18 protein-coding genes are annotated in these 22,469 nt (G+C 63.2%); 8 read left to right on the top strand and 10 right to left on the bottom strand.

Translation table 11 applies throughout. The features are described 5' to 3' along the window. Positions 1-3 precede the first annotated feature (3 nt). The 8 genes from ABWV42_RS17960 to ABWV42_RS17925 form a co-directional block, all read right to left on the bottom strand. Positions 4-486: an RNA pyrophosphohydrolase gene (locus ABWV42_RS17960; protein WP_353341370.1), complete on the bottom strand. Its 483-nt coding sequence runs from the start codon at positions 484-486 to the stop codon at positions 4-6. A gap of 170 nt (positions 487-656) precedes the next feature. Further along, complete coding sequence (locus ABWV42_RS17955) at positions 657-1,994, bottom strand: S41 family peptidase (protein WP_353341369.1); 1,338 nt, start codon at positions 1,992-1,994, stop codon at positions 657-659. A 3-nt stretch (positions 1,995-1,997) separates the two neighbouring features. Beyond that, on the bottom strand, positions 1,998-3,134 hold the full coding sequence (locus ABWV42_RS17950) for a murein hydrolase activator EnvC family protein (RefSeq protein WP_353341368.1): 1,137 nt from the start codon (positions 3,132-3,134) through the stop codon (positions 1,998-2,000). Further along, positions 3,131-4,651, bottom strand: coding sequence for a 2,3-bisphosphoglycerate-independent phosphoglycerate mutase (gene gpmI, locus ABWV42_RS17945; protein WP_353341367.1), 1,521 nt, complete (start codon positions 4,649-4,651; stop codon positions 3,131-3,133). Before gpmI ends, ABWV42_RS17950 begins: the two co-directional genes overlap by 4 nt. A 93-nt stretch (positions 4,652-4,744) precedes the next feature. Further along, positions 4,745-6,802, bottom strand: coding sequence for a hypothetical protein (locus ABWV42_RS17940; RefSeq protein WP_353341366.1), 2,058 nt, complete (start codon positions 6,800-6,802; stop codon positions 4,745-4,747). After that, a complete protein-coding gene (locus ABWV42_RS17935; RefSeq protein ID WP_353341365.1) occupies positions 6,799-9,543 on the bottom strand; it encodes a DUF4159 domain-containing protein in 2,745 nt (914 codons plus the stop codon). The genes ABWV42_RS17940 and ABWV42_RS17935 overlap by 4 nt, the downstream gene beginning before the upstream one ends. Next, positions 9,543-10,415, bottom strand: coding sequence for a DUF58 domain-containing protein (locus tag ABWV42_RS17930; protein ID WP_353341364.1), 873 nt, complete (start codon positions 10,413-10,415; stop codon positions 9,543-9,545). Before ABWV42_RS17930 ends, ABWV42_RS17935 begins: the two co-directional genes overlap by 1 nt. Beyond that, positions 10,412-11,419, bottom strand: a complete 1,008-nt coding sequence (locus ABWV42_RS17925; RefSeq protein WP_353341363.1) for an AAA family ATPase — start codon at positions 11,417-11,419, stop codon at positions 10,412-10,414. Before ABWV42_RS17925 ends, ABWV42_RS17930 begins: the two co-directional genes overlap by 4 nt. A 68-nt stretch (positions 11,420-11,487) precedes the next feature. Here ABWV42_RS17925 and ABWV42_RS17920 point away from each other — a divergent pair, with 68 nt between their 5' ends. Continuing rightward, positions 11,488-12,078, top strand: a complete 591-nt coding sequence (locus ABWV42_RS17920) for a DUF1285 domain-containing protein (protein ID WP_353341362.1) — start codon at positions 11,488-11,490, stop codon at positions 12,076-12,078. A gap of 50 nt (positions 12,079-12,128) precedes the next feature. Here ABWV42_RS17920 and ABWV42_RS17915 read toward each other — a convergent pair whose 3' ends face one another. After that, positions 12,129-13,484: an aspartate aminotransferase family protein gene (locus ABWV42_RS17915; RefSeq protein WP_353341361.1), complete on the bottom strand. Its 1,356-nt coding sequence runs from the start codon at positions 13,482-13,484 to the stop codon at positions 12,129-12,131. 25 nt (positions 13,485-13,509) lie between these two features. Further along, positions 13,510-14,307, bottom strand: a complete 798-nt coding sequence (locus tag ABWV42_RS17910) for an IclR family transcriptional regulator (protein WP_353341360.1) — start codon at positions 14,305-14,307, stop codon at positions 13,510-13,512. A gap of 165 nt (positions 14,308-14,472) precedes the next feature. Between ABWV42_RS17910 and ABWV42_RS17905 the strand changes: the two genes are divergently transcribed. From ABWV42_RS17905 to ABWV42_RS17875, 7 genes are all read left to right on the top strand, one after another. Next, on the top strand, positions 14,473-15,414 hold the full coding sequence (locus tag ABWV42_RS17905; RefSeq protein WP_353341359.1) for a tripartite tricarboxylate transporter substrate-binding protein: 942 nt from the start codon (positions 14,473-14,475) through the stop codon (positions 15,412-15,414). 63 nt (positions 15,415-15,477) lie between these two features. Continuing rightward, the gene (locus ABWV42_RS17900) at positions 15,478-16,008 is read left to right on the top strand and encodes a tripartite tricarboxylate transporter TctB family protein (protein ID WP_255106899.1); all 531 of its coding nucleotides are present in this window, start codon (positions 15,478-15,480) and stop codon (positions 16,006-16,008) included. A gap of 10 nt (positions 16,009-16,018) precedes the next feature. Then, positions 16,019-17,638, top strand: a complete 1,620-nt coding sequence (locus tag ABWV42_RS17895) for a tripartite tricarboxylate transporter permease (RefSeq protein WP_255106900.1) — start codon at positions 16,019-16,021, stop codon at positions 17,636-17,638. Then, positions 17,521-18,987: an aldehyde dehydrogenase gene (locus ABWV42_RS17890; RefSeq protein WP_353341416.1), complete on the top strand. Its 1,467-nt coding sequence runs from the start codon at positions 17,521-17,523 to the stop codon at positions 18,985-18,987. Before ABWV42_RS17895 ends, ABWV42_RS17890 begins: the two co-directional genes overlap by 118 nt. Further along, positions 18,984-20,279 (top strand): aspartate aminotransferase family protein, encoded by a 1,296-nt coding sequence (locus tag ABWV42_RS17885; RefSeq protein WP_353341358.1) that lies wholly within the window; start codon positions 18,984-18,986, stop codon positions 20,277-20,279. Before ABWV42_RS17890 ends, ABWV42_RS17885 begins: the two co-directional genes overlap by 4 nt. Then, entirely contained in the window at positions 20,276-21,208 is a 933-nt protein-coding gene (locus ABWV42_RS17880) for a phosphotransferase enzyme family protein (RefSeq protein ID WP_353341357.1), read from the top strand. The genes ABWV42_RS17885 and ABWV42_RS17880 overlap by 4 nt, the downstream gene beginning before the upstream one ends. Beyond that, a complete protein-coding gene (locus ABWV42_RS17875; protein WP_353341356.1) occupies positions 21,208-22,443 on the top strand; it encodes a Tm-1-like ATP-binding domain-containing protein in 1,236 nt (411 codons plus the stop codon). The genes ABWV42_RS17880 and ABWV42_RS17875 overlap by 1 nt, the downstream gene beginning before the upstream one ends. Positions 22,444-22,469: the final 26 nt, after the last annotated feature.

Here is a 22,469-nt window from a genome sequence, read left to right as displayed (position 1 = left end):
CGCCTAGAGATGCCCTTCGAAGGCGGCCACGACCTGTTCGTAAACGCCGCGTTTGAAGGGCACGATATTGGCGATCAACTCATCCACCGGCAACCAGCGCCATTCCGAGAACTCGGGGTGGTCGACGGCGATGTTCACATCCGCATCGGTGCCGTGAAAACGCAGCAGATACCATTTCTGCTCCTGCCCCCTGAAACGGCCTTTCCAGATGCGCGGCACGATGTCGTGCGGCAGGTCATAGGCGATCCAGCCCTCGGTCTCGGCCTCGACGGTAACAAGGCTGGCCGAGACGCCGGTTTCCTCTTCCAGCTCGCGCAGCGCCGCCTCTTTCGGGCTTTCCCCCTTGTCGATACCACCCTGCGGCATCTGCCAGGCGGGCACCTCGCTATCAAGGCGCTGGCCGACAAAGGCATGACCCTCGGCATTCACCAGCATCACGCCCACGTTGCGGCGATAGGGCAGTTTGGCGATCTCTTCGGGGGTCATGGCATGCTTCCTGAAAACTGAACTGGCAAACACCTACCCAATGCCCCGCGGCCATGCAATTGCCCAGGGCTTCAATGCACCGCAAATACTCCCGCCGGAGGCATCCGCCGGTGCGGCAAACAAAAAGGGGCGCCCTGCCGGACGCCCCCCACTTCGTCTATCTGATCACATCAGTTCTGCGGACCCAGCGCCGACAGGCCCTTGAGGATGTCGATGGCATAGGCCAGCTGGTAATCATCCTCGCGCAGCTTGGCCGCTTCTTCCGCCTTGGCGCGATCCTCTTCGATCTGGCGGATTTCATCCTCGGTCAGGCTGTCGTTGTTGAGGCTGCCACGCAGGTCGGCCTCGCTGCGGCGGCTGCGGGTCGAGCTTTCTTCCTCTTCCTCGCTGGCTGCCGGACGACGGGGCTGTTCCACGACGATGTCGGGCGACACGCCCAGCGCCTGGATCGACCGGCCCGACGGGGTGTAATAACGCGCGGTGGTCAGGCGCATGGCGCCATTGCCCCGCAGCGGCATCACGGTCTGGACCGATCCCTTACCAAAGCTCTTGGTGCCGACCACGATCGCGCGGCGATGGTCCTGAAGCGCACCCGCGACGATTTCCGAGGCCGATGCCGAACCGCCGTTGATCAGAACAACCATCGGCTTGCCTTCAGCCAGATCGCCGGGGGTGGCGTTGAAACGGTCACCATCTTCCGGATTGCGGCCACGGGTCGAGACGATCTCACCCTTTTCAAGGAAGGCATCGGACACGGTGATCGCCTGGGTCAGCAGGCCACCGGGGTTGTTGCGCAGGTCAAGCACGATGCCGTTGACGTTTTCCATACCGCCCAGCGCCTCGACCTGTTTGGCAAAACCGGCCTCCAAGTTAGGGGTGGTCTGATCGTTGAAGGTGGTGACACGCAGAACCACGGTGCTGCCCTCGGTGCGCGAACGCACGGCGGTGAGCTTGATGGTGTCGCGGATGATGGTCACGTCAAAGGGTTCATCCTCGCCTTCGCGGGCAACGGTGATCACGATTTCCGAGCCAACCGGACCGCGCATCTTTTCCACCGCCTGGTCCAGCGTCAGGCCAAGAACGCTTTCGCCATCAACGTGGGTGATAAAGTCTCCTGCCTCGATGCCTGCGGAATCGGCCGGCGTGCCGTCGATCGGCGAGACCACCTTCACGAAGCCGTCTTCCTGGGTCACCTCGATGCCAAGGCCGCCGAATTCCCCGCGTGTCTGTACGCGCATGTCTTCGGCGTCGTCGGGCGACAGGTAGGAGGAGTGCGGATCAAGCGAGGTCAGCATGCCATTGATGGCGGCTTCGATCAGATCGCCTTCGTCCACGTCCTCGACATATTGCGCGCGGATGCGTTCGAAAATGTCGCCGAACAGATCAAGCTGTTCATAGACGTTGGTGGTGCGGGCGCTTTCCTGCGCCAGAAGCGGGCCGGCAATCTGCACGGCGAACAGCGCGCCAGCAAGAGTGCCACCCAGCGCGGCCACGACAAATTTCCTCATCGGTTATTCTTCCTTGTTTGTCCGGAACCAGGTTTCCGGGTCCACGGAATCCTTGCCCTGTCTCACTTCTATATAGAGCGTTTCCGACCGCCCGTTACCAGCCCCTTCACCGGACTGTGAGAGGATTGCCCCGATTTCAGGGTCATTTCCGCCCATCAAACCCACTGGCGTGCCCTCGGGGATCACGTCTCCGGCCTCGCCAAAGACCGTCGACAGCCCTGCAAAGACAAACATCAGCCCCGCCTGCGGCTCGAGGATCACCACGTTGCCATAGTCCAGAAGCGGACCACGATAGCGGATGGTGGCGGCTGTCGGGCTGCTGACCAAAGCATTCGGGCGGGTGGCCAGCACAAGGCCCGGACGGCGGATACCGGCGGCATCAGCCTCGCCCGAACGGCGCAGGATCTCGGCTTCGACCGGCAGAGTGATCCGACCCTTGCGGCTCGAGATGTCGACCACCGGTGCCGCGCTCGCGCCTTCGCCCTGGATCTCGGTCAGCCCGCTGGCAAACCCTTCCAACGTTTCGGTGGTCGCGATCAGCAGCGCCACCTTCACCGGATCGTCGGCAAATCGCTTGGGAAGGTTGGTGCGGTCGGCAATGGCCTGGCTAAGTTCGGTGCGCGCGGTCTGCACCCCGGACAGCCCGTGCTGCAACTGATCGGCCGCATCCTGTTGCAGCGCCCGCAGGATCGCGATTTCCTCGAGATCATGGCGCAGCGCGGCGGCGCGTTCTTCCAGCGCAGGGGTAATGTCGGCAAGGATCATGCCCGACCGCGCGGTGCCGGTCGGCCCTGCCGGATGCAAAAGCATCACCGGCGCGGATCGCTGGCCCATGCCTTGCAGCACGCCCAGCAGGCGGGCAATTTCATCTTCCTCGGCTTTCAGGGCGCGACCCAGCTGCGCCTCGCGGATCGCGGCGCGGCGCAGCCCTTCGCGCATGGCGACCAGTCCGGCCTCATAGGCCCGAACCGTCGCCGTCAGTGCCTTCACACGGTCACGGGCGCCGCCAGCCTCTTGCAGGGAAATCGACGCGGCCTCAAGCTGCGACGCCGCCTCCCGCGCTGCCTCTGCGGGATCGGTCTCGGCGCGGGCCAGTCCCGCCACCAGTCCGAGCATCAAAAGCAGCGCATGGGATTTCATCGGATAATCAGGCTCTCTCCGGTCATTTCGGCGGGCTGGTCAAGCCCCATCAGGTCCAGCAGCGACGGGGCGAGATCGGCCAGGCGACCGGCACGCAGGCCCGCCCCTTCCGGCCCGTTGAACAGCACCACCGGCACGAGGTTGGTGGTATGCGCCGTGTGCGGCCCGCCGGTCACCGGATCAACCATGACCTCGCAGTTGCCGTGGTCTGCGGTCACAATCATCGTCCCGCCGACCTTGGTCAAGGCCTCGGTGACCGCGGCCAGCCCCTGATCAACCGCTTCGCAGGCCCGCATGGCGGCCTGAAGATCACCGGTATGGCCCACCATGTCGGGGTTGGCATAGTTGGTCACGATGAGGTCATAGCCTTCTTCGATCGCCGCCACGAACTGTTCGGTGACTTCACCGGCGGACATCTCGGGCTGGAGATCATAGGTCGCAACTTTGGGAGACGCGGCCATATAGCGGTCTTCGCCGGCCGCGGGCTCTTCCTTGCCGCCATTGAGGAAGAAGGTCACGTGCGGATACTTCTCGGTCTCGGCAAGGTGGAACTGGCGCAGACCCTTCTTGGCCACCCATTCACCCAGCGTGTTGACGATCTCCTGCTTGGGATAGGCGGTGGTCATGTATTTCACGTGGTCATCCGAATAGTCGACCATACCCAGCAGTCCGGCAAGCGCCGGGCGCGGGCCGGTCTCGAACTCGGCAAAGTCCGGCTCGCCGATGGCCTGCAGGATTTCGCGGGCACGGTCAGCGCGGAAGTTCAGGCAGAAGAAACCGTCACCGTCCTTCACACCGGCATAGTCACCGATCACGGTGGAGGTGATGAATTCGTCGGTCTCGGAGCGTTCATAGGCATTCGACACCGCATCATGCGCGGTGGCCGCCTTCAGGCCCTCGGCCTTGATCCAGGCGTTGTAGGCCTCGGACACCCGTTCCCAGCGGTTGTCGCGGTCCATCGCGAAATACCGCCCTGCGATCGTGCCGATACGGGCCCCTTCCGGCAGGCATTCTGCCAGTGTTTCGAGATAGGTAAAGGCCGATTTCGGGGCCACGTCGCGGCCATCGGTGATGGCGTGCAGGACCACCGGCACACCGGCATCCGTCACCGCCTTGGCCGCAGCGAGGATATGTTCGATATGGCCGTGTACACCGCCGTCCGAGATCATGCCCATGAAATGCGCGGTGCCGCCGGTTTCCTTGAGATTGGCCGTAAAGGCGTTGATCGCGGCGTTTTCAAAGAACGACCCATCTTCGATGGCAAGGTCGATCTGACCAAGGTCCATCGCGACAACCCGACCTGCGCCGATATTGGTGTGACCCACTTCCGAGTTGCCCATCTGCCCCGAAGGCAGCCCCACATCCGGACCATGCGTGATCAGCGTGGCATTGGGGCATTCAGCCATCATCGCGTCAAAGGTAGGCGTGTCGGCAAGCGCCGGTGCATTGGCCTCGGTGGTGTCGCTCAGACCCCAGCCATCGAGAATGCACAGGACTACGGGTTTCGGGGTGCTCATCTTGGGCTGCTCCATCTCGGGTTCGGGCGCGTTTTATCGCGGCCCTGTCCCAAGGTGAACCAGTTTCGGCCATCCTGCTGCGAAATGCCCGCTTTATTGCCGCCCCTCGCGCAACCAACCGGCAAGGATCAGGGCCGATGTCAGCAAAAGCACAAGCCAGGCAGGCAAAAGCGGGGTGCGGGCCACATCCGTCACGTCATAGGCCCCGCGCGGTGTCAGACCGATCCAGCCGCGACCTGCCGCCGGACGCCCCTCGCGAACCGAGCGCAAGGTTGGCAACCCGTCTTCCAGCGCGAAACTGCCGCCGCGCTGTGCCTCCAGAAGCGGGGCCATCGGCTCTGGGCTTGCGATGGTTTCCTCGAACTCGCGCGGCGCAGCGGGGCCAAGGCCAATCACGGCCTCATGCTCGCCATTCGTCAGTCGATAGAGGCCGATATCCGCGCCGGTGTAACGCGCCTCGAAATGGCCGGGGCGCTGTTCTGCCATCGACAGGGTCACCACCTCACCGGTCGGCGAGGTCACGGTCACCTCCGGCACGGTTTCCGACAGGCTGCGACGGATGATGCGCATGGTCTGGCCCTTGGCTTCGGCCCACAGCGCCTCTTCCTCAAGCTCCGGTTCGCCCATCATCCAATGCGCCAGACGCCGCAACACTTCCAGCTGCGGACCACCGCCCTCATAACCCCGCGCCCAAAGCCAGGCCTGATCCGAGGCCAAAAGCGCGACACGCCCCTCATCCACCCGATCCAGCACCAAAAGCGGCAGGCCGTCATGGCCAGTCATCACCACATCGCCACCGGGCGATCCATCGCGCCGCAGGGGTTCGATCTCGACCTGGCGAAGCCACCGCCCCCAGGCCCCTTCCTGTGGCAGGTTCGCCGTCACGGGGTGGCGGGCGCCAAGATCCGAAACTTCGGGGGTAAACGGCAGATCCAGCACCCGCGCCGTGGGGCGAGCGGGGATGATGGCCGACAGGGGAGAGCGGAAGATACTGTCTGCGGTTGCGAAATCCGGCCCCGCCGCGATCAGCACGGCACCGCCCTTGCGGACATAGGCCTCGACGTTTTCAAGGTAGAGCGATGGCAGGATGCCCCGCCGCTGGTAGCGGTCAAAGATGATGAGATCGAAATCCTCGACCTTTTCCATGAACAGCTCGCGGGTGGGGAAGGCAATCAGCGACAGTTCCGACACCGGCACACCGTCCTGTTTCTCGGGCGGACGCAGGATGGTGAAATGCACAAGATCGACCGAGGCATCGGATTTCAGCAGGTTGCGCCAGGTGCGGGTGCCGGGATGGGGTTCACCGCTGACCAGCAGAACCCGCAGGCGATCGCGCACACCGTTGATCTGCACAAGGGCGCTGTTGTTGCGGTCGGTCAGTTCGCCCTCGGCGGCAGGCACCGTGAACTGGATCACGTTGCGCCCGCCATGAGGCAGCATCAGCGGCATTTCGACGTCGCGTCCAATCGGAACAAGGAACCGCTGCGGCGCGGCTCCGTCGATGGAAATCTCGACAGGGGCCTGGGTCTCGGCAGGGGCATTGCCGGTGTCTTCGATCCGCAGAGTCAGCAGCACCTCTTCGTCAAGAATGGCAAAGGCCGGTGCGCCGGTCACCCGCAGGCGGCGATCCCAGTCGGCACGCAAGCCGCTGTGCAAAAGGTGCATCGGGGCGGGAATTTCCGGCGCGCTCTCCATGTCATGCACCCGCCCGTCGCTGAGCGCGATAATCCCGGCAATGCGGCCGCGCGGCTCTTCTGCAAGGGCGGTGTTGAGGGCGGCCATCATCTCGGTTCCGGCATCGCCTGTCCCGTCCGGCACGTCGATGCGGCGCACCTCCATGTTGTTGCGCCCGTTGATCCGCGCGGTCAGGGCCTCGGCGGCGGCGGCGGTCCGATCCGCGCGGTCCGACAATTGCTGGCTGCTGCTCTGGTCGACCAGCATCAGGACAATATCGCTCAGGTCTTCGCGGCTTTCGCGGTGCAACACCGGACCTGCCAGCGCCCCGATCACCACCAGCGCGGCCAGACCACGAAAGGCCCATCCCGAAAGCCCGCGCCACCAGGCCCAGCCACAAGCCAGCACCGCCATGACAGACAGTCCAATCACCAGCCACAACGGCAGAAGGGGGTCGAAAAGGATCTGTCCGGTCATTGGCCCAACCTGTCGAGAAGCGCAGGCACGTGGACCTGATCGGATTTGTAGTTGCCGGTCAGCACGTGCATCACGAGGTTCACGCCGAACCGGAACGCCAGTTCGCGCTGCCGTTCTCCGGCGCGGCCACGCCCCACCGGATAAAGCGCGTTGCCACGGGCATCCATCGCCCAGGCTGCGGCCCAATCGTTGCCGCCCACGACAACCGGCGTCACGCCATCATTGAGGTTGCGGAACGGCATGCCTTCGATCTGCACCGCATCCGGCGGCGCGGCCTCGACCCAGATCTCGCGGCTGTCATAGCGCCCGGGGAAATCCTGAAGCAGATAGAAGGTGCGCGTCAGCACGTGATCGCCCGGCACCACCTCGAGCGCGGGAATATCCAGCGGCGCGGCAAGGCGTTGCAGCTTGCGGCCATTGGGGCTTGAGGCGCCATACCCCGCGACATCCGCGTCACGGGTATCAAACAGGATCATCCCGCCCGAGCGAAGATAGGTGTTCAACTTGGCATAGGCCTCGTCCGATGGGATCGGCTGATCCGGGGTGATCGGCCAATAGACCAGCGGATAAAAGACCAGCTCGTCGGTCTCGAGATCAATGGTGCGGGGTGGATTGGGCTCCACAGCGGTGCGGAAGAAAAGCGTCTCGGACAGGCCGCGCAGCCCCGCCAGCGCAAGGTTGTCGATCTCGGTGTTGCCGGTCTTGATATGGGCAAAAACCACCTCGCGCGAGTCAGCGATGGCAATCGGATTTTCCTGTGCCTCGGCCCCCTGCCCCACCAGCATCAGCGCCACCAGCCAACCGGCCACGCGCGCGCCCCAAAGCCGCCCCGACACGAACAGCGATGCCGCTACATCCGCCGCAAACAGCACAAGCGCCGCGGCAAGGAACCATCCCGACAGGTCACGCACCGGAGTTTGCTCAAAGCCCGACACCCGGATACGCGCGGGCCAGTCGGCAGGGTGAAGTTTCGTTTCGCCATCAAGCACATTGCGCGCAACAAGGCGCAGGCCGTCGCGGTAAAGGCCGGGCTGGAGTTCCGGCCCAAGGGGGGCGCTGGCAAGGTCTTCCCCGGTCACACCGGCAAGCGTCTGCGCTTCCTGCAAACGGCCAAACCCATCAAGCACCTTTACCGGAGACCAGATGGTGCCGGCCATGCGGGCATCGTCATCCACATCCGTGGCGCTCAGAACCGCCAGCCGGTCGAGCATCTGCACGAACAGACCCGACAGGGGCAGACCCGACCATTCCGCGTTGGCGGTGACATGGAACAGAACCACCTGCCCCTGCCCAAGCGTCTTGCGGGTGACCATCGGCGTGCCGTCGCTCAACTCGGCAACAACGCGATCGGCAAGGTTGGGATCGGGCTGGGCCACCACCTGCGCCTCGACCCTTACCTCATCGGGAATGGCAAGGCCGTGGAACGGGCTGTCGATGTCAAAGGGGGCGATGGACTTTGGTTCGCCCCAGCTCATCGCGCCGCCAACACTGCGCCCACCGCTGCGCAGGCGCACCGGCATCAGGGGGTCTTCCTCGTTGCGGCTGACCTCGCTTGCGGCCAATCGCGGACCGGCAAAGCGCAGAAGCAGGCCACCTTCAGAAACCCAGTCCTGAAGCGCTTCGGATTCGCCCGCAGACAGAACGGCGATATCCGCCAGTACCACCACGTCGGGATTGGCAGGCAGCAGATCGGTCAGCGCCCCTTCCAGCACTTCGGCATTCTCCACCAGCGCCTGCCGCAAGTAGTGCAGCGGCGACAGGAGTTGCAGGCCCTCGCGGTCTTCGCGCCCCGCCACAAGCGCCACTTCGCGGCGGCGCAGGCTGTCATCCGAAAGTGCCACGGCCCCGGCAGAGCGCAGACCCGCGATCTCGAAACGGGAAATCCGCGCGCGCAGTTCCGCAGGCAGCGACAGGTCAACGCTGGCGGTTGCCTCACCGGGTGCAAATGTCATCGGCGTGGTGGCCAGCACCCGCGCCACGCCGTTGGGATCAAGGCCGTGGGCCTCGACCGTGATCTCGCGCGCGCCTCCCATACCGGCACGCTTTCCGGTCAGAACCAGCACGCCATCCTCGTATCGCCCCGGCGCAAGGGCCACGACACCAAGGTCATCTTCGACCACTTCAACGGCGCCGCGCGCCTCGAGCGCCACAAGCAAATCCGGCCGTCCGGAATGGTCCAGACCGTCGGAAACCCAGAGCGTATCAAACGCCGTTTCCGGCAGGGTTAGAGCCACATTTTCCAAGGCCCCCGCCTCGGGCTGCCAGGGTTGGGGCTGGATGCCGGGCAGTTGCGATTGCCATATCGCGGGGCTTGCAAAGCGCGGGTCTTCCGGCGCGGTCAGCTGGATCAGGGCCACTTCGCGCCCGTCCCGCGCCGCCGCATCAAGCCGTGCCTCGACCATCTTCATCTTGGCCGCCCATTGCCCCGCCCCGGCCCAGCCGCCATCCATCACGATCAGAAGCGGCGCATCGCTGGCGCGCTCCTCCGGCGGGTTCAGCACTGGTCCCGCAAGGCCAAGGATCACCGCCGCCACGGCAAGCGCCCGCAACATCAGCAACCACCACGGGGTCCGGTCGCTGACCGTGTCTTCGTCCTGCAAGCCCAGCAACAGCGCGACACCGGGAAACCGCCGCCGCACGGGGGCTGGCGGGATCGCGCGCAGGATCAGCCAGAGAACCGGCAGGGCCACCAACGCCGCCAGCATCCAGGGCGCGGCAAATCCGATCGACAACAGACCCATCACAACCGCCTTTCCAGCGCGCGGTGCAGCCACAACAGGGCCGATTGCGCCGAGTGGCTGGTGTCATGCAGGCCGTATTGCCATCCCGTCGTGGCACACAGCGCCCGCAGCCGTTCCTTGCGTTCCGCCAACCGTTTCAGATAGCGCTCCTGAAGATCCGAGGCCTTGTGCGTCTCGTGCACAAGGCTCTGGGCCATGCTTTCGAAAATGGCGCGGCCGCGATAGGGAAAACTCTCTTCCGCCGGATCAAGCACCTGCAACAGGACGCCGCGAATACCCCGGTCTGCGGCCTTGAGGAGGGCGGCTTCCACGGCGTCGAGATCGCCAAGGAAATCCGAGACGAACAGGGCCCGCGAATGCGGTAGCATGGCCCGCGCTTCGGGTGTGCCATAGTCCGCGTCTTCGTCCTTGAGGAACATCTCGGTCAGGCGCAGGATCTGCCCTTCGCCACGGCGCGGCGGCAAGGTGGTGCCTGTCAGGCCGACGCGTTCGCCCGAGCGGATCAACAGGATCGCCACCGCCAGCGCCAGAACCCGCGCACGCTCGCCCTTGGACACCCCGTTCTTCTCGGAGGCAAACTCCATCGAGGCCGACTGGTCGACCCAGAGCATCACCGACTGGGCTACCTGCCATTCCCGCTGGCGCACGAACTGTGCATCGCTTTTGGCTGAACGCCGCCAATCGATCATGCGCAGGGAATCTCCCGGCTGAACTGGACGGTACTGCCAGAAATCATCGCCAAGACCGGACCTGCGCCGCCCGTGTTCCCCAAGAAGAACCGTCCCCGCCAGATGCTCGGCCTGCGCCAGCAACGGCGGCAACCGCGCCGCTTCGCTCTCGGCACGGGCGCGCAACTGGGGGTAAGAGATCACGCGGCGGCTCCGATGCCGTCCATGCCGGCAAGGGTTTCGCGAATGAGGTCACCGACGGTTTCGCCACGGGCCCGCGCCACGAAGGTCAGGGCCATGCGGTGGCTCAGAACAGGGACGGCCATGTCGATCACGTCCTGCGGGCTTGGGGCAAGGCGGCCATGCAACAGCGCCTGTGCGCGTACCGTCATCATCAGCGCCTGTGCGGCCCGTGGCCCCGGCCCCCAGGCAACGCTTTCGCGCACAGCCTCGCTTGCCGAGGGGTCTTGGGGCCGGAAGGTGCGCACAAGATCAAGGATCATCTCGACCACGTTCTCGCCCACCGGAATGCGGCGCAGAAGGGTCTGGGCGGCGATCAGCTCTTCGGCGCTGAACACCTGATGCGCCTCTTCCTCTGCCACGCCGGTGGTGGCCAGAAGGATGTCTTTCTCGGTGTCCCGCGTCGGATAGGGCACGTCGATTTGTACGAGGAAACGGTCAAGCTGGGCCTCGGGTAGCGGATAGGTGCCTTCCTGTTCGATCGGGTTCTGGGTGGCCAGAACATGGAACGGTGCATCCAGCGGCCGATCAGCCCCGGCGACAGTGACTTTTTTCTCCTGCATCGCCTGCAAGAGCGCCGACTGGGTGCGCGGGCTGGCGCGGTTGATCTCGTCGGCCATAAGCAGCTGACAGAAGATCGGCCCCGGCACAAAGCGGAATTCGCGCGCGCCACCCTTGGCCTTTTCAAGAACTTCCGAGCCAAGGATATCCGCCGGCATCAAGTCCGGCGTGAACTGAACCCGGTTGCCGTTCAGGCCCATCACCGTCGACAGGGTATCGACCAATCGGGTTTTTCCCAGCCCGGGCAGACCGATAAGCAGACCGTGCCCCCCACACAGAAGCGCCGAAAGCGTGAGGTCGACCACCCGCTCCTGACCGATGAACCGCTTGGTGATCGCCTCTTTCGCCTGCCCCAGCTTGTCGCACAGGGATTCGATTTCGATCACCAGATTGGCGTCTTCGGTCATGACAACTCTCCTGTTTCGGCTATGTATATAACCTGACCTTATCTCGCCGGACGCAAATGGCAAAAACAATGAGCGGACAAATTCCTGTGAAACCAACGGCAGACGGCATCGCGGCCTCGGCCACGGCAGCCAAGAAAGACCAGGGCCTGCCCCCTGTGCACCTGTGGAACCCGCCCTTCATGGGCGACCTCGACATGCAAATTCTGCGCGACGGGTCGTGGATTCATGAAGGCGGGCGCATCAATCGCCCGCAACTGGTGCGGCTTTTTTCAACGATCCTGAAGAAAGAGGGTGAAAATTACTTTCTGGTGACCCCGGTCGAAAAGGTTGGCATCACGGTCGAGGATGTGCCTTTCGTGGCGGTCGATGTGGATATGTCGGGTGACGGGGACGCCCGTGTTCTGACCTTCACAACCAATGTCGAAGACACCGTTGAGGCCGGACCGGATGCGCCGATTCGGGTGGAACGCGATGGGCAAAGCGGCGAACCCGCCCCCTATGTCATGGTGCGTGCGGGACTTGAGGCGCGGATAGACCGCAAGAGCTTTTACCGCATGGTCGATGTCGGCGAAGAGCGCGAAGTCGACGGTGAGGCGTGGTTCGGCGTGACCTCGAAAGGCGCTTTCTTTCCGATGATCCCCGCCAAAGACCTGTCCTGAAACAGGAAAACCCCGGGCAGATCCCGGGGTTTCCAAGAGCCGGTTCAGGCTCAGTTCACTGCGGCAAAACCCGCATCGAGCGCCGACAACAGCGTCTGAACGTCGTCCGACGTCAGCACCAGCGGCGGTGACAGGATGATATTCGGGCCGGACACGCGCACCATCGCGCCCTCCTTGTAGGCGACCTCCTGAATGGTGCCGATGGTCTTTTTATCGATGGCGGCCTTGGTGTTCCGGTCGCTGACCAGTTCCATCGCGCACATCAGGCCCTCGCCGCCGCGCACGTCGCCGATCTGTTCATACTTCGCGCCCAGCGCCTGAAGGCCGGCATAAAGCTCGGCACCGCGCGCCGCCGCGTTGTCTTTGACGTTGAGCTTGAGCGTTTCCTGAACACAGGCAATCGCCGCCGCCGCACCAACCGGGTGGCCCGAGTAGGTATAGCCATGGCCAATCGCGGCCTTGCCCGAGGTGTCGTTTTCAAAGACCTCTGCCACCTTCTCGGCGATCATCACCGCGCCGAAGGGGAAATAGCCGTTGGTGATCGCCTTGGCGGTCGACATCAGGTCGGGCTGCACGCCCCAATGGCGCGATCCGGTCCAGCTGCCGGTACGGCCGAACGCGGTGATCACCTCGTCCGCGATCAGCAGGATACCGTGCTTGTCACAGATCGCCCGCGCCCCGCGCATAAAGCTCTCATGCGGTACGATCACGCCACCGGCACCAAGGATCGGCTCCATGATCATCGCCGCGATGGTGCCCGCGCCCTGGAAGGCGATCTCGTCTTCCATTGCCTGCAGACACAGCGCCGCCAGCTTTTCGGGATCGGTTTCGTTGAACGGGTTGCGATAGGTATAGGGCGCCGGAATGTGGTAGCAGCCGGGCAAAAGCGGCTCGTACTGGGTGCGGAAGTTGGCATTCCCGTTAACCGAGGCCCCGCCCATGTGGGTGCCGTGATAGCCCTTTTTCAGCGAGAGGAACTTGGTACGCCCCTCTTCGCCACGGACCTTGTGGTACTGACGGGCAAGGCGCAGCGCGGTTTCCACCGAATCCGATCCGCCAGAGGTATAGAAGGCGCGGGTCAGACCATCGGGTGCATAGAAATCGCGCAGCATCTCGGAAAGTTCGATGATCGCGTCATTGGTGGTGCCGCGGAAGGTCGAATAATAGGGCAGCACATCCAGCTGGCGGGCAATCGCCTCTTTGATCGGCTGGCACGAAAACCCGAGGTTCACGTTCCAGAGGCCGCCCACGCCGTCCACCACTTCGTGGCCGTCGACATCGGTAATGCGCACGCCCTGTGCGCCGGTCACGATGGTCGGCGGGTTGTTCAGGCAATCGGCGGGATGCGCCATCGGATGCCAAAGCGACTTGGCATTTTTTTCTTTGAGGAAGTTGCTGTCTTTCATGGGTCAGACCTTTCGGGACGGAGGATTACGCAGGCACGACGAGAGATTCGCCGGCCTTCTGTTTGAATTCATCGGGGACAAAGCCGCCAAGCAGGCGGGTCATTTCAAGCGAGGCCTGCATGACCTCGTGGCGGATGGTGTTGCGCAACCCGTCGGTCATTCGCGCGACAGGGGCCGCGACGGCAATCGCGCCGTAACAGGATTGCCGCGCATCAAAGATCGGGCACGCGTGCGAGTGCACATCCATTTCATGGCCGCTGACCGATTCCGCGACACCGATCCGGCGCGCCTCGGCAAGGCGCGCACGAATGGCTTTGGGGTCGGTTTCGGTTTGTTCGGTCTTTTTCTGAAGCGGTCCTGCAAGCACGGTGTCAACAAAGTCGGCGGGGCTGAAGGCAAGCACGGCGTGGCCGGAACTTGTCGAGTGAAACTCGATCTGTTCGGCGTCTTCCATCGTCACGCGCGTACCGTGCAGCGCGCTGTAGGCAAAGCTGACGACATGCAGCTTGTCGCCCTGGCGGATCGACATATGGGCGGTTTCGCCGGTGGCATCACACAGGCGCGACAGGACTTTATGGGCCACTTCACGCGTGGGAACGGCGGCTTCGCGCAGCGCCGCAAGGCGCGGATAGACCGGGCCAAGACGGTATTCACGGCCCGTTCCGACCTGTTCGACGAATCCCTGTTCGGCCAATTCAGTCAGTAAACGATAGACAGTTGCCTTGTTCATGCCGGACAGGCGGGTCATCTCGCTCAAACCGATCTCGGATTGTGCACGCGAAAAATAACCCAACAGTGACAATGCTTTGGCTACCGTACCCATCAGACTTTCATTCGCTCCCGCTTGTGTTTTCTGCCCCCGCGTCATCGAAAATGTGGGGCGCTTCTTAAAAGTGTTGACAGAAAGATAGTTAACCTGTCAATCTATTTTCGAACCTTTGGTTTAAATAATGAACCGATCCAAAATAGATCGAACAGGGAGACGACTATGAAAACCAAGACGCTTCTGGGCACTGCCCTTGCATTTGGCATGGCAACCCTCGGTGGGGCTGCTATCGCCGAGTATCCTGAAAAGCCGGTGAGCTTCATTGTACCGTGGCCTCCGGGTGATCTCGAAGACGTGCTGACCCGCATGATCGCCGAGGACTTCCAGGCCGAATACGGCATCTCGGCGGCCGTGGTGAACAAGCCCGGCGGTGGCGGTGGCCCCTTCCCGGGTGCGATCGACGTGGCAACCGCGCCTGCGGATGGCTACACCATCGGCTCGTTCGTGCCCGCGGTTCCCGTGATCGGCCACGAGATCGGTATTGATGAACTGGCCGACGAAGTCTTCGAGCCGGTCGGCATCTTCCTCACCTACCCCTTCGTCATCGCCACCAGCGCGGATGCGCCTTACTCCTCGATGGCGGAACTGGCGGAACACGCGAAATCGAACGACGTGGCACTGGGCCACTTTGGCGCGGTCCTGACCCCGACCAAGGTGACCATGGCCTATGCGGTGAACGCAGGCTTCGAATGGGGCTCGGACGCAGCCTTTGACGCGCTCGACTGCAACACGCTGGCCTCGGGGGACGCGGATGTCATCAACACCACGCTCCAGCTGATCCTGCCCTGCCTCGACAAGGTGAAGGTCCTGACCTCGATCACCGGCGAGCGTATCCCGCTGGTGCCGGATGCCCCGGCCATCGGCGAACTGGATGCGTCGCTCGACATCGCGCTGTGGAACGGCCTGTTCGTTCACAAGGACACCCCGGCAGACGTCCGTGAGAAAATCGCCGCCGTCGCCGCCAAGACCGTCATGAGCGACCGGGCACAGGCAGTCGCGAAAGAGACCGGCGCGCAGGTTTACTGGTCGGATGCCGCTGCTTCGGCAGAGATCATCGCCAAGGACAAGGCCACCACGGCCCACATCGGCAAACTGCTCGAGTAACCCTGACAAACGGGCCGGAGGTGCACGAACCCCCGGCCCTTTCTGTATCCAGAGGCTGGACAGATGAGTGACCCAAAATACAGCACCTTCAGAGGCCCCCTGCGCGGACAGATCCTGTTTGCCATCGTTTTCCTGCTGGCGGCGCTGTTTCTCATGTCGCAGCTTGGCGACCAGACAAAATGGTTCAAACGGACCAAGTTCTTTGCCCAGCCCCGGTTCTGGCCGATGGTGTCGATTGGCGGCATGGTGATCTTTGGCGGGCTGCACCTTTGGAAACTGCCGCGCCGCAAGTTCGTGACCGCCGATTACACCGAGTGGAAGATCTGGTTCTTCGCCATCGAATGGGTGTTCTGGTTCCTCGCCTACGTGATGCTGGTGCCGCTGATCGGCTATCTGCCGGTGACGATGGTCTTCATGCCGATCATGTGCTGGCGGATGGGGTATCGCAGCAAATCGATGCTGTGGATTTCGGTCGCCTTTGGCGCTGCCGTCGTGGTGCTGTTCAAATCCTTCCTCGACGTGAAAATCCCCGGTTCCCTGCTTTACGAGTATCTGCCCGGTGCGATGCGCAACTTCTTCATTCTGAATTTCTGAGGATACACACATGGACCTCCTCCTCTCCTCAGTCGACATTCTGGCGCGCTGGGATGTTCTGCTCGCCCTCCTCGCAGGCTCGGTCGGTGGCGTTTTGATCGGGGCCATTCCCGGTGTCGGCCCCGCCGTGGCCATCGCCATCCTGCTGCCCGCGACCTTCTCGATGGACCCAATTGTCGGGCTCACCGTTCTCTTGGGTATCTATGGCTCGTCCATGTACGGCGGCGCGATTCCGGCGATCCTGATCAACACGCCCGGCACCGCCGTGAACGCGCTCACCACCTATGACGGCTATCCGATGACCGCGCGAGGCGAAGCGCGGCGCGCGCTGTCGCTGGCCTATTCGGCCTCGTTCTTCGGCGGCATCTTCTCGGTGGTCTGCCTCATCCTTTTTGCCCCGATCCTGGCCAAGATCGCCCCGATGTTCGGCAGTCGCGAAATCTTTCTCGCAGCCCTCCTGGGCATCATTCTGGTGATCGTGGCGCACCGTGGCCAGGCCCTGATCGCCGCCGCGCTGGCCTGTTTCGGCGTCTTCCTCAACACCGTCGGCCTCGAGCCGGTGAAATACTCTAAACGCTTCACCTTTGATCAGTCCTTCCTGTCTTCGGGCGTGAACCTAATCGTCGTGGTTCTGGGTCTCTTTGCCCTCTCGCAGGCCTTCTACCTGTTGCAGGGCGATGACGAGAAAGTCCGCATGACCAAGCTGCGCGGCGGCATGTTCCAGGGCCTGCGCGAACTGGCGCGGCACCCGCGCGTGGCCGGTGTCTCGGGCACCTTTGGCGTGGTGATGGGCATGATCCCCGGCGTCGGCGAATTCACCGCCCAGTTCCTGAGCTACACCTACGCGCAGAAATCCTCGAAACGTCCGCAGGACTTTGGCCACGGGTCCTCTGAAGGCCTGATCGCGGCCGAAACCGCCAACAACGCCGTGCCCGCCGCCGCCATGGTGCCCCTGCTGGCGCTTGGCATTCCGGGCGAGGCCCTGACGGCGATGATGCTCTCGGTGTTTTACGTGCACAACGTGGTGCCCGGCCCGCAACTATTCCAGAACCAGATGGACTTTGTGGTTGCCCTCTACCTCGCCCTGCTGGCGCTGAACGTGCTGGTGCTGGTGTTCCTGCTGTTTGCCACAAACCACCTGATCAAGGTGGTGAAGATCCCCAACCGGTTCCTCGGCGTCTGTATCCTCGTGCTGAGTTTCGTCGGCGTCTACAGCCTGCGCAACTCGGTCACCGACTGTCTGATCGCGGCCTGTTTCGGCATCTTCGGCTTCGTTCTCAAGCGCCTGTCCCTTCCGGCTGTTCCGATCATCCTCGGCATGGTTCTGGGCGGCATCATGGAGGTCAAGCTGCGTGCCGGCATGGCACGGGTAAAAACCCCCTTCGATTTCATTGACCGCCCGATCGCGATGATCCTCTTCCTGATGATCCTGGGCGTCCTCTTCATCCATTTCCGCCGCGTCTGGCTGGATCGCAAAGCAATCAAGGAGGCCAAATGGTCGACCAAACACGCATCGACGAACTTCGGCATGCACCTGTTCCGCCGCAAAAGCTATTTGTTGAGGGAACGTGGACGGAAGGTTCGGGAGAAACACTTGAAGTACAATCCCCGATCGACGGACAAACGCTAACCACGCTGGTCCGCGCCTCTGCCGATGATGTGAACACCGCGGTGGCTTCGGCCCGCGCCGCCTTTGAAGATGGTCGCTGGAGCCGCATGGCACCGGCGGGTCGCAAGAAGGTGCTGATGCGGCTGGCCGAGCTGATCGAACAGAACGCCGTCGAACTGGCGGTTCTGGGCGTGCGCGACAACGGGACCGAATTCAACATGGCCCTCAAGGCCGAGCCGGGCTCGGCTGCGGGCACCTTCCGCTACTACGCCGAGGCGCTCGACAAGGTATATGGCGAGGTTGCGCCAACCGATCCGTCGGTTCTGGGTCTTGTCCACAAGGAACCCGTGGGAGTGATCGGGGCCATCGTGCCGTGGAACTTCCCGCTGATGATCGGCGCATGGAAGCTCGCTCCGGCGCTGGCGATGGGCAACTCCGTTGTGCTCAAACCGGCGGAAACTGCGTCTCTATCCCTGCTGAAACTGGCCGAACTGGCCTCGCAAGCGGGTCTGCCCGACGGTGTCCTGAACGTGGTCACCGGCCAGGGGGCCGTGGCGGGCGAGGCGCTCGCGCTGTCGATGGATGTCGATGTGTTGGTCTTTACCGGCTCTGGCGGCGTGGGCCGTCGCCTGCTGGAATACTCTGCTCGCTCAAACTTGAAGCGCTGTTACTTGGAGCTTGGCGGAAAATCCCCGAATATCGTCTTTGCCGATGCGCCTGATCTCGAAGAGGCTGCCAAGGTGTCCGCCATGGGCATCTTCCGGAACTCGGGTCAGGTGTGCGTGGCGGGGTCTCGACTTTTGGTCCAAGAGTCCATCCATGACGAGTTTGTCGAGGCCCTTTCCCGCCACGCGGCGGCGCTCAGGGTTGGTAACCCACTTGATCTCGACACCCACGTGGGTGCGGTCAACTCTCTTACCCAGCTTGAAGGCAACCTTGGTTTCATCGACAGCGCCCATGCCGATGGCAACACCATTGCACTTGGCGGCAATCGCATCCTGCAAGAGACCGGCGGCTACTATATGGAGCCGACCATCGTGACCGGTGTGAAACCCACCGACCGCGTCGCCCAGCAAGAGGTCTTTGGTCCGGTTCTGGGTGTTCTGCCCTTCAAGACCGAGGAAGAGGCCATCGCCATTGCCAACAGCACCGATTATGGCCTTGCCGCCGGTGTCTGGACCTCCGACCTTGGTCGCGCCCACCGCATGATCCGCGGCGTACGTTCAGGGGTGATCCACGTGAACACCTATGGCGGCGCCGACAACACCGTGCCGCTGGGGGGGCACAAGCAATCGGGCAATGGCCACGACAAATCCCTGCATGCGCTCGACAAATACGTCGACCTGAAAACCGCCTGGATCAAGCTATGAATATCGCTGCAAAAAACCTGATCGACCGGCGCGCAAGGCTGCTCGGCCCCAATGTCAGCACCTTCTACGAAGAGCCCGTGCATATCGTGCGCGGCGAAGGGGTCTGGGTCTGGGATGCCGAGGGCAACAAGTTCCTCGACTGTTACAACAACGTGCCCCACGTCGGACATTGCCACCCCAAGGTGGTCGAAGCGATCTGCCAGCAGGCGGGCACGCTGAACACCCACACGCGCTATCTGCACGAGGGCATTCTGGATTACGTCGAGGCGCTCACCGACACCTTTGCCGATCCGCTGAACACCGCGATCATGACCTGCACGGGGTCCGAGGCCAATGACATCGCCCTGCGCATGGCACGCGGCATCACCGGCAATACCGGCGTGATTGCCACGGATCACACCTATCACGGCAACACGATGGCGGTGTCGCAACTGTCCTGCACCAATCCGCCGCCGGATCGCTGGGACAACGTGGCCTTTGTCCCCGCCCCCGACAGCTATCGCCCCCTGGGTGGTGAGCCCGGCATGGCCCATGCCCAGGCCTTTGCGGCAGAGGTCGAAAAGGCCATCGCCGATCTCAAGGCCCGTGGCCATGGTCTCGCGGCGATGATCATCTGCCCCTATTTCGCCAACGAAGGCTTTCCCACCCTCGAAAAGGGCTGGCTGCAACCCGCCATTGACGCGGTGCGCAAGGCTGGCGGCATCGTCATCGCCGACGAGGTCCAGCCCGGGTTTGGCCGTTTGGGCACTGATTTCTGGGGCCACCAGAAGGCGGGCTTCCTGCCCGACGTGGTGACCATGGGCAAACCGATGGCCAACGGCCACCCGGTTGGCGGCGTCGTGACCAGCATGGACATCATGTCGGCCTTCCGAAAGAACTTCCGCTATTTCAACACCTTCGGCGGAAACCCTGTCTCGGCGGCGGCGGCCCATGCCACCCTCAAGGTGGTGCAGGAAGAGGGGTTGATGGAAAACGCCCGCACGGTGGGGGACTATGCCCGCGACGGGCTGCGCAGGCTTGCCGAAACCCACGCCTGCATCGGCGACGTGCGCGGCTCGGGCCTGTTCTTCGGGGCCGAGATGGTGCTTGATCGCGAAACCCGCGCTCCGGCCACGGCCTTTACCAAGAAGATCGCCAATGCCATGCGCCAAAAGGGCGTTTTGCTGAACTTCCTTGGCATCCACTACAACGCGCTCAAGATCCGCCCGCCGCTGCCGTTCACGAAAGAACAGGCCGACATCCTGCTGGAACGGCTGGACGAGGCCCTGCACGAAACGCCGCTGGAACCATGAACGACACGATCCTCAATGAGGCGCTGCGACGATGGGGGGTGTCCGCCCCCCCGCGCCTCGTGGCGCAACGGGAAAACCACGTCTATGCGGTGCAAAAGGACGGGGCGAAATATGCCCTGCGCCTGCATCGCCCCGGCTATCGCACCCAGGCGGAACTGCGCTCGGAACTCGACTGGATGCAGCATCTCGCGGGGGCGGGCCTGACCGTTCCGACGCCGGTGCCGTCACAGCAGGGCGACCTTCTGGCCACGATTAACGGCCAGAACGTCAGCGTGCTGACATGGCTGTCCGGCACCCCGATCGGCGAGGGCACCGAGATCACACAAGGCACCCCTACCGATGTTGCGGGGCGGGTTGGCCGTGAAATGGCGCGCCTGCACACCGTGACCGACGCATGGGAGACACCAGCGGGATTTTCGCGCCCGCGCTGGACGGCCCCCGACATCCTTGGCGAGACCCCGTTGTGGGGGTGCTTCTGGGAACATCCGCATCTTTCGCAGGACGACACCGCCCTTTTGCAGGCGGCGCGTCTCAAGGCTGCCGAAGATTGCGCGCGGATGGATCAGGACATCGGCCTGATTCACGCCGACCTGCTCACGGAAAACCTGCTGGTCGAGGGTGACCGGATCGGCATCCTCGACTTCGACGATTGCGCCATCGGCTATCGCGCCTTTGAACTTGCCACCTTCCTGTTGCGCTATCTCGAACGCCCAGACTTTGAAGACATTCGCGCCGCGCTGGTGCAGGGCTATGCCGCCCGCCGCCCGATCCCGTCCGGAGAACTGGATCTGGCGTTGCTGTTGCGCGCGCTCACCTATGTTGGCTGGATCATTCCACGCCTCGACGAACCCGGCGGATACATCCGCTCGACCCGCATGATTGCCCGGGCCACGCGCCTGGCCCAAGATTACCTGGAAGGGAGACCATGATGAGCCAGGACAAAACCATCCTTGTGGTTGGCACCTACGACACCAAGGACGACGAGTTGAATTACATGTGCGATTGCATCCGCGGACAGGGCGGCAACGTTCTGTCGATGGACATCAGCGTGCTGGGTGACCCGTCCGAGCCAACCGATTATTCCAAACACGATGTGGCCGAAGAAGGCGGGTCTTCGATTCAGGCAGCCATCGACAGCGGCGACGAAAACACTGCCATGCAGATCATGGCGCGTGGCGGGGCCGCCCTTGCCCTGCGCCTTTATCGCGAAGGCAAGGTGCATGGCGTTGTCGTGCTTGGCGGCACGATGGGCACCGATGTTGCGCTCGACATCTGTCAGGCGCTGCCGCTGGGGGTGCCGAAATACGTGGTCTCCACCGTGTCCTTCTCGCATCTCCTGCCACCCGAGCGCCTTGCCGCCGACATTCAGATGATCCTCTGGGCCGGTGGGCTTTATGGTCTGAACTCGGTCTGCAAATCGTCCCTGTCGCAAGCCGCTGGCGCCGTCCTTGGTGCCGCCCGCGCGGTCGAAGCCCCCTCGCGCTACAAGCCTCTGATCGGCATGACATCCTTTGGCAAGACCATCCTGCATTACATGGTTACCCTGAAACCCGCCTTGGAAGCACGCGGCTTCGAGGTCGCCGTATTCCACGCCACCGGCATGGGCGGGCGGGCCTTTGAATCGCTGGCTTCGGAAGGCGCCTTTGCCTGCGTCATGGATTTCGCGACGCAGGAAGTGGGCAACCACCTGATGGGCTGTCTTTCGGCCGGGGCGGATCGCCTGACCAACGCGGGGGCCACCGCGACGCCACAGATCGTGGCCCCAGCCTGTTATGACCTTGTCGACATGGTGGGCTGGAAACCCCTGCCCGACCGCATGAGCCACAAACCCGCGCATGACCACAACCGCCTGCTGAAATCGGTGGTTCTGGATGCAGACGAGCGCCGCGAAGTGGCCCGCACCCATGCCGAGAAACTGGCCACCGCCAAGGGCAAATCGGTCTTCATTATGCCCAAGGGCGGCTGTAACGAATGGGATCGCCCCGGCGCTGACCTGCATGACGCCGAGGGCCTTGCCGCCTTTGTCGACGAGATCGAGGCCACCCTGCCCGAAACCGTGACCTACATCCCGCTGGAGGCGCATATCAACGATGCCGTTTTCTGTGACACGGTGCTCGAGGTGTTTGACGGCTGGGTCGCTGACGGCACCATCAAGACCGCGTAAATGCAAAAGGGCGGCCCCATGGCCGC

This window comes from Pelagimonas sp. KU-00592-HH, assembly GCF_040369695.1.
GTDB lineage: Bacteria > Pseudomonadota > Alphaproteobacteria > Rhodobacterales > Rhodobacteraceae > Shimia.
The sequence above is the reverse complement of the archived record's forward strand: the minus strand, read 5'-3'. Positions and strand labels throughout refer to the sequence as shown.

Coding starts and splice junctions, on each gene's coding strand:
- ABWV42_RS17875 (WP_353341356.1), top strand. CDS start 21,208: ATGAGCCAGGACAAAACCATCCTTGTGGTTGGCACCTACGACACCAAG.
- ABWV42_RS17915 (WP_353341361.1), bottom strand. CDS start 13,484: ATGAAAGACAGCAACTTCCTCAAAGAAAAAAATGCCAAGTCGCTTTGG.
- ABWV42_RS17950 (WP_353341368.1), bottom strand. CDS start 3,134: ATGAAATCCCATGCGCTGCTTTTGATGCTCGGACTGGTGGCGGGACTG.
- ABWV42_RS17925 (WP_353341363.1), bottom strand. CDS start 11,419: ATGACCGAAGACGCCAATCTGGTGATCGAAATCGAATCCCTGTGCGAC.
- ABWV42_RS17905 (WP_353341359.1), top strand. CDS start 14,473: ATGAAAACCAAGACGCTTCTGGGCACTGCCCTTGCATTTGGCATGGCA.
- ABWV42_RS17885 (WP_353341358.1), top strand. CDS start 18,984: ATGAATATCGCTGCAAAAAACCTGATCGACCGGCGCGCAAGGCTGCTC.
- ABWV42_RS17920 (WP_353341362.1), top strand. CDS start 11,488: ATGAGCGGACAAATTCCTGTGAAACCAACGGCAGACGGCATCGCGGCC.
- ABWV42_RS17910 (WP_353341360.1), bottom strand. CDS start 14,307: ATGGGTACGGTAGCCAAAGCATTGTCACTGTTGGGTTATTTTTCGCGT.
- ABWV42_RS17960 (WP_353341370.1), bottom strand. CDS start 486: ATGACCCCCGAAGAGATCGCCAAACTGCCCTATCGCCGCAACGTGGGC.
- ABWV42_RS17895 (WP_255106900.1), top strand. CDS start 16,019: ATGGACCTCCTCCTCTCCTCAGTCGACATTCTGGCGCGCTGGGATGTT.
- ABWV42_RS17900 (WP_255106899.1), top strand. CDS start 15,478: ATGAGTGACCCAAAATACAGCACCTTCAGAGGCCCCCTGCGCGGACAG.
- ABWV42_RS17880 (WP_353341357.1), top strand. CDS start 20,276: ATGAACGACACGATCCTCAATGAGGCGCTGCGACGATGGGGGGTGTCC.
- ABWV42_RS17955 (WP_353341369.1), bottom strand. CDS start 1,994: ATGAGGAAATTTGTCGTGGCCGCGCTGGGTGGCACTCTTGCTGGCGCG.
- gpmI (WP_353341367.1), bottom strand. CDS start 4,651: ATGAGCACCCCGAAACCCGTAGTCCTGTGCATTCTCGATGGCTGGGGT.
- ABWV42_RS17940 (WP_353341366.1), bottom strand. CDS start 6,802: ATGACCGGACAGATCCTTTTCGACCCCCTTCTGCCGTTGTGGCTGGTG.
- ABWV42_RS17935 (WP_353341365.1), bottom strand. CDS start 9,543: ATGGGTCTGTTGTCGATCGGATTTGCCGCGCCCTGGATGCTGGCGGCG.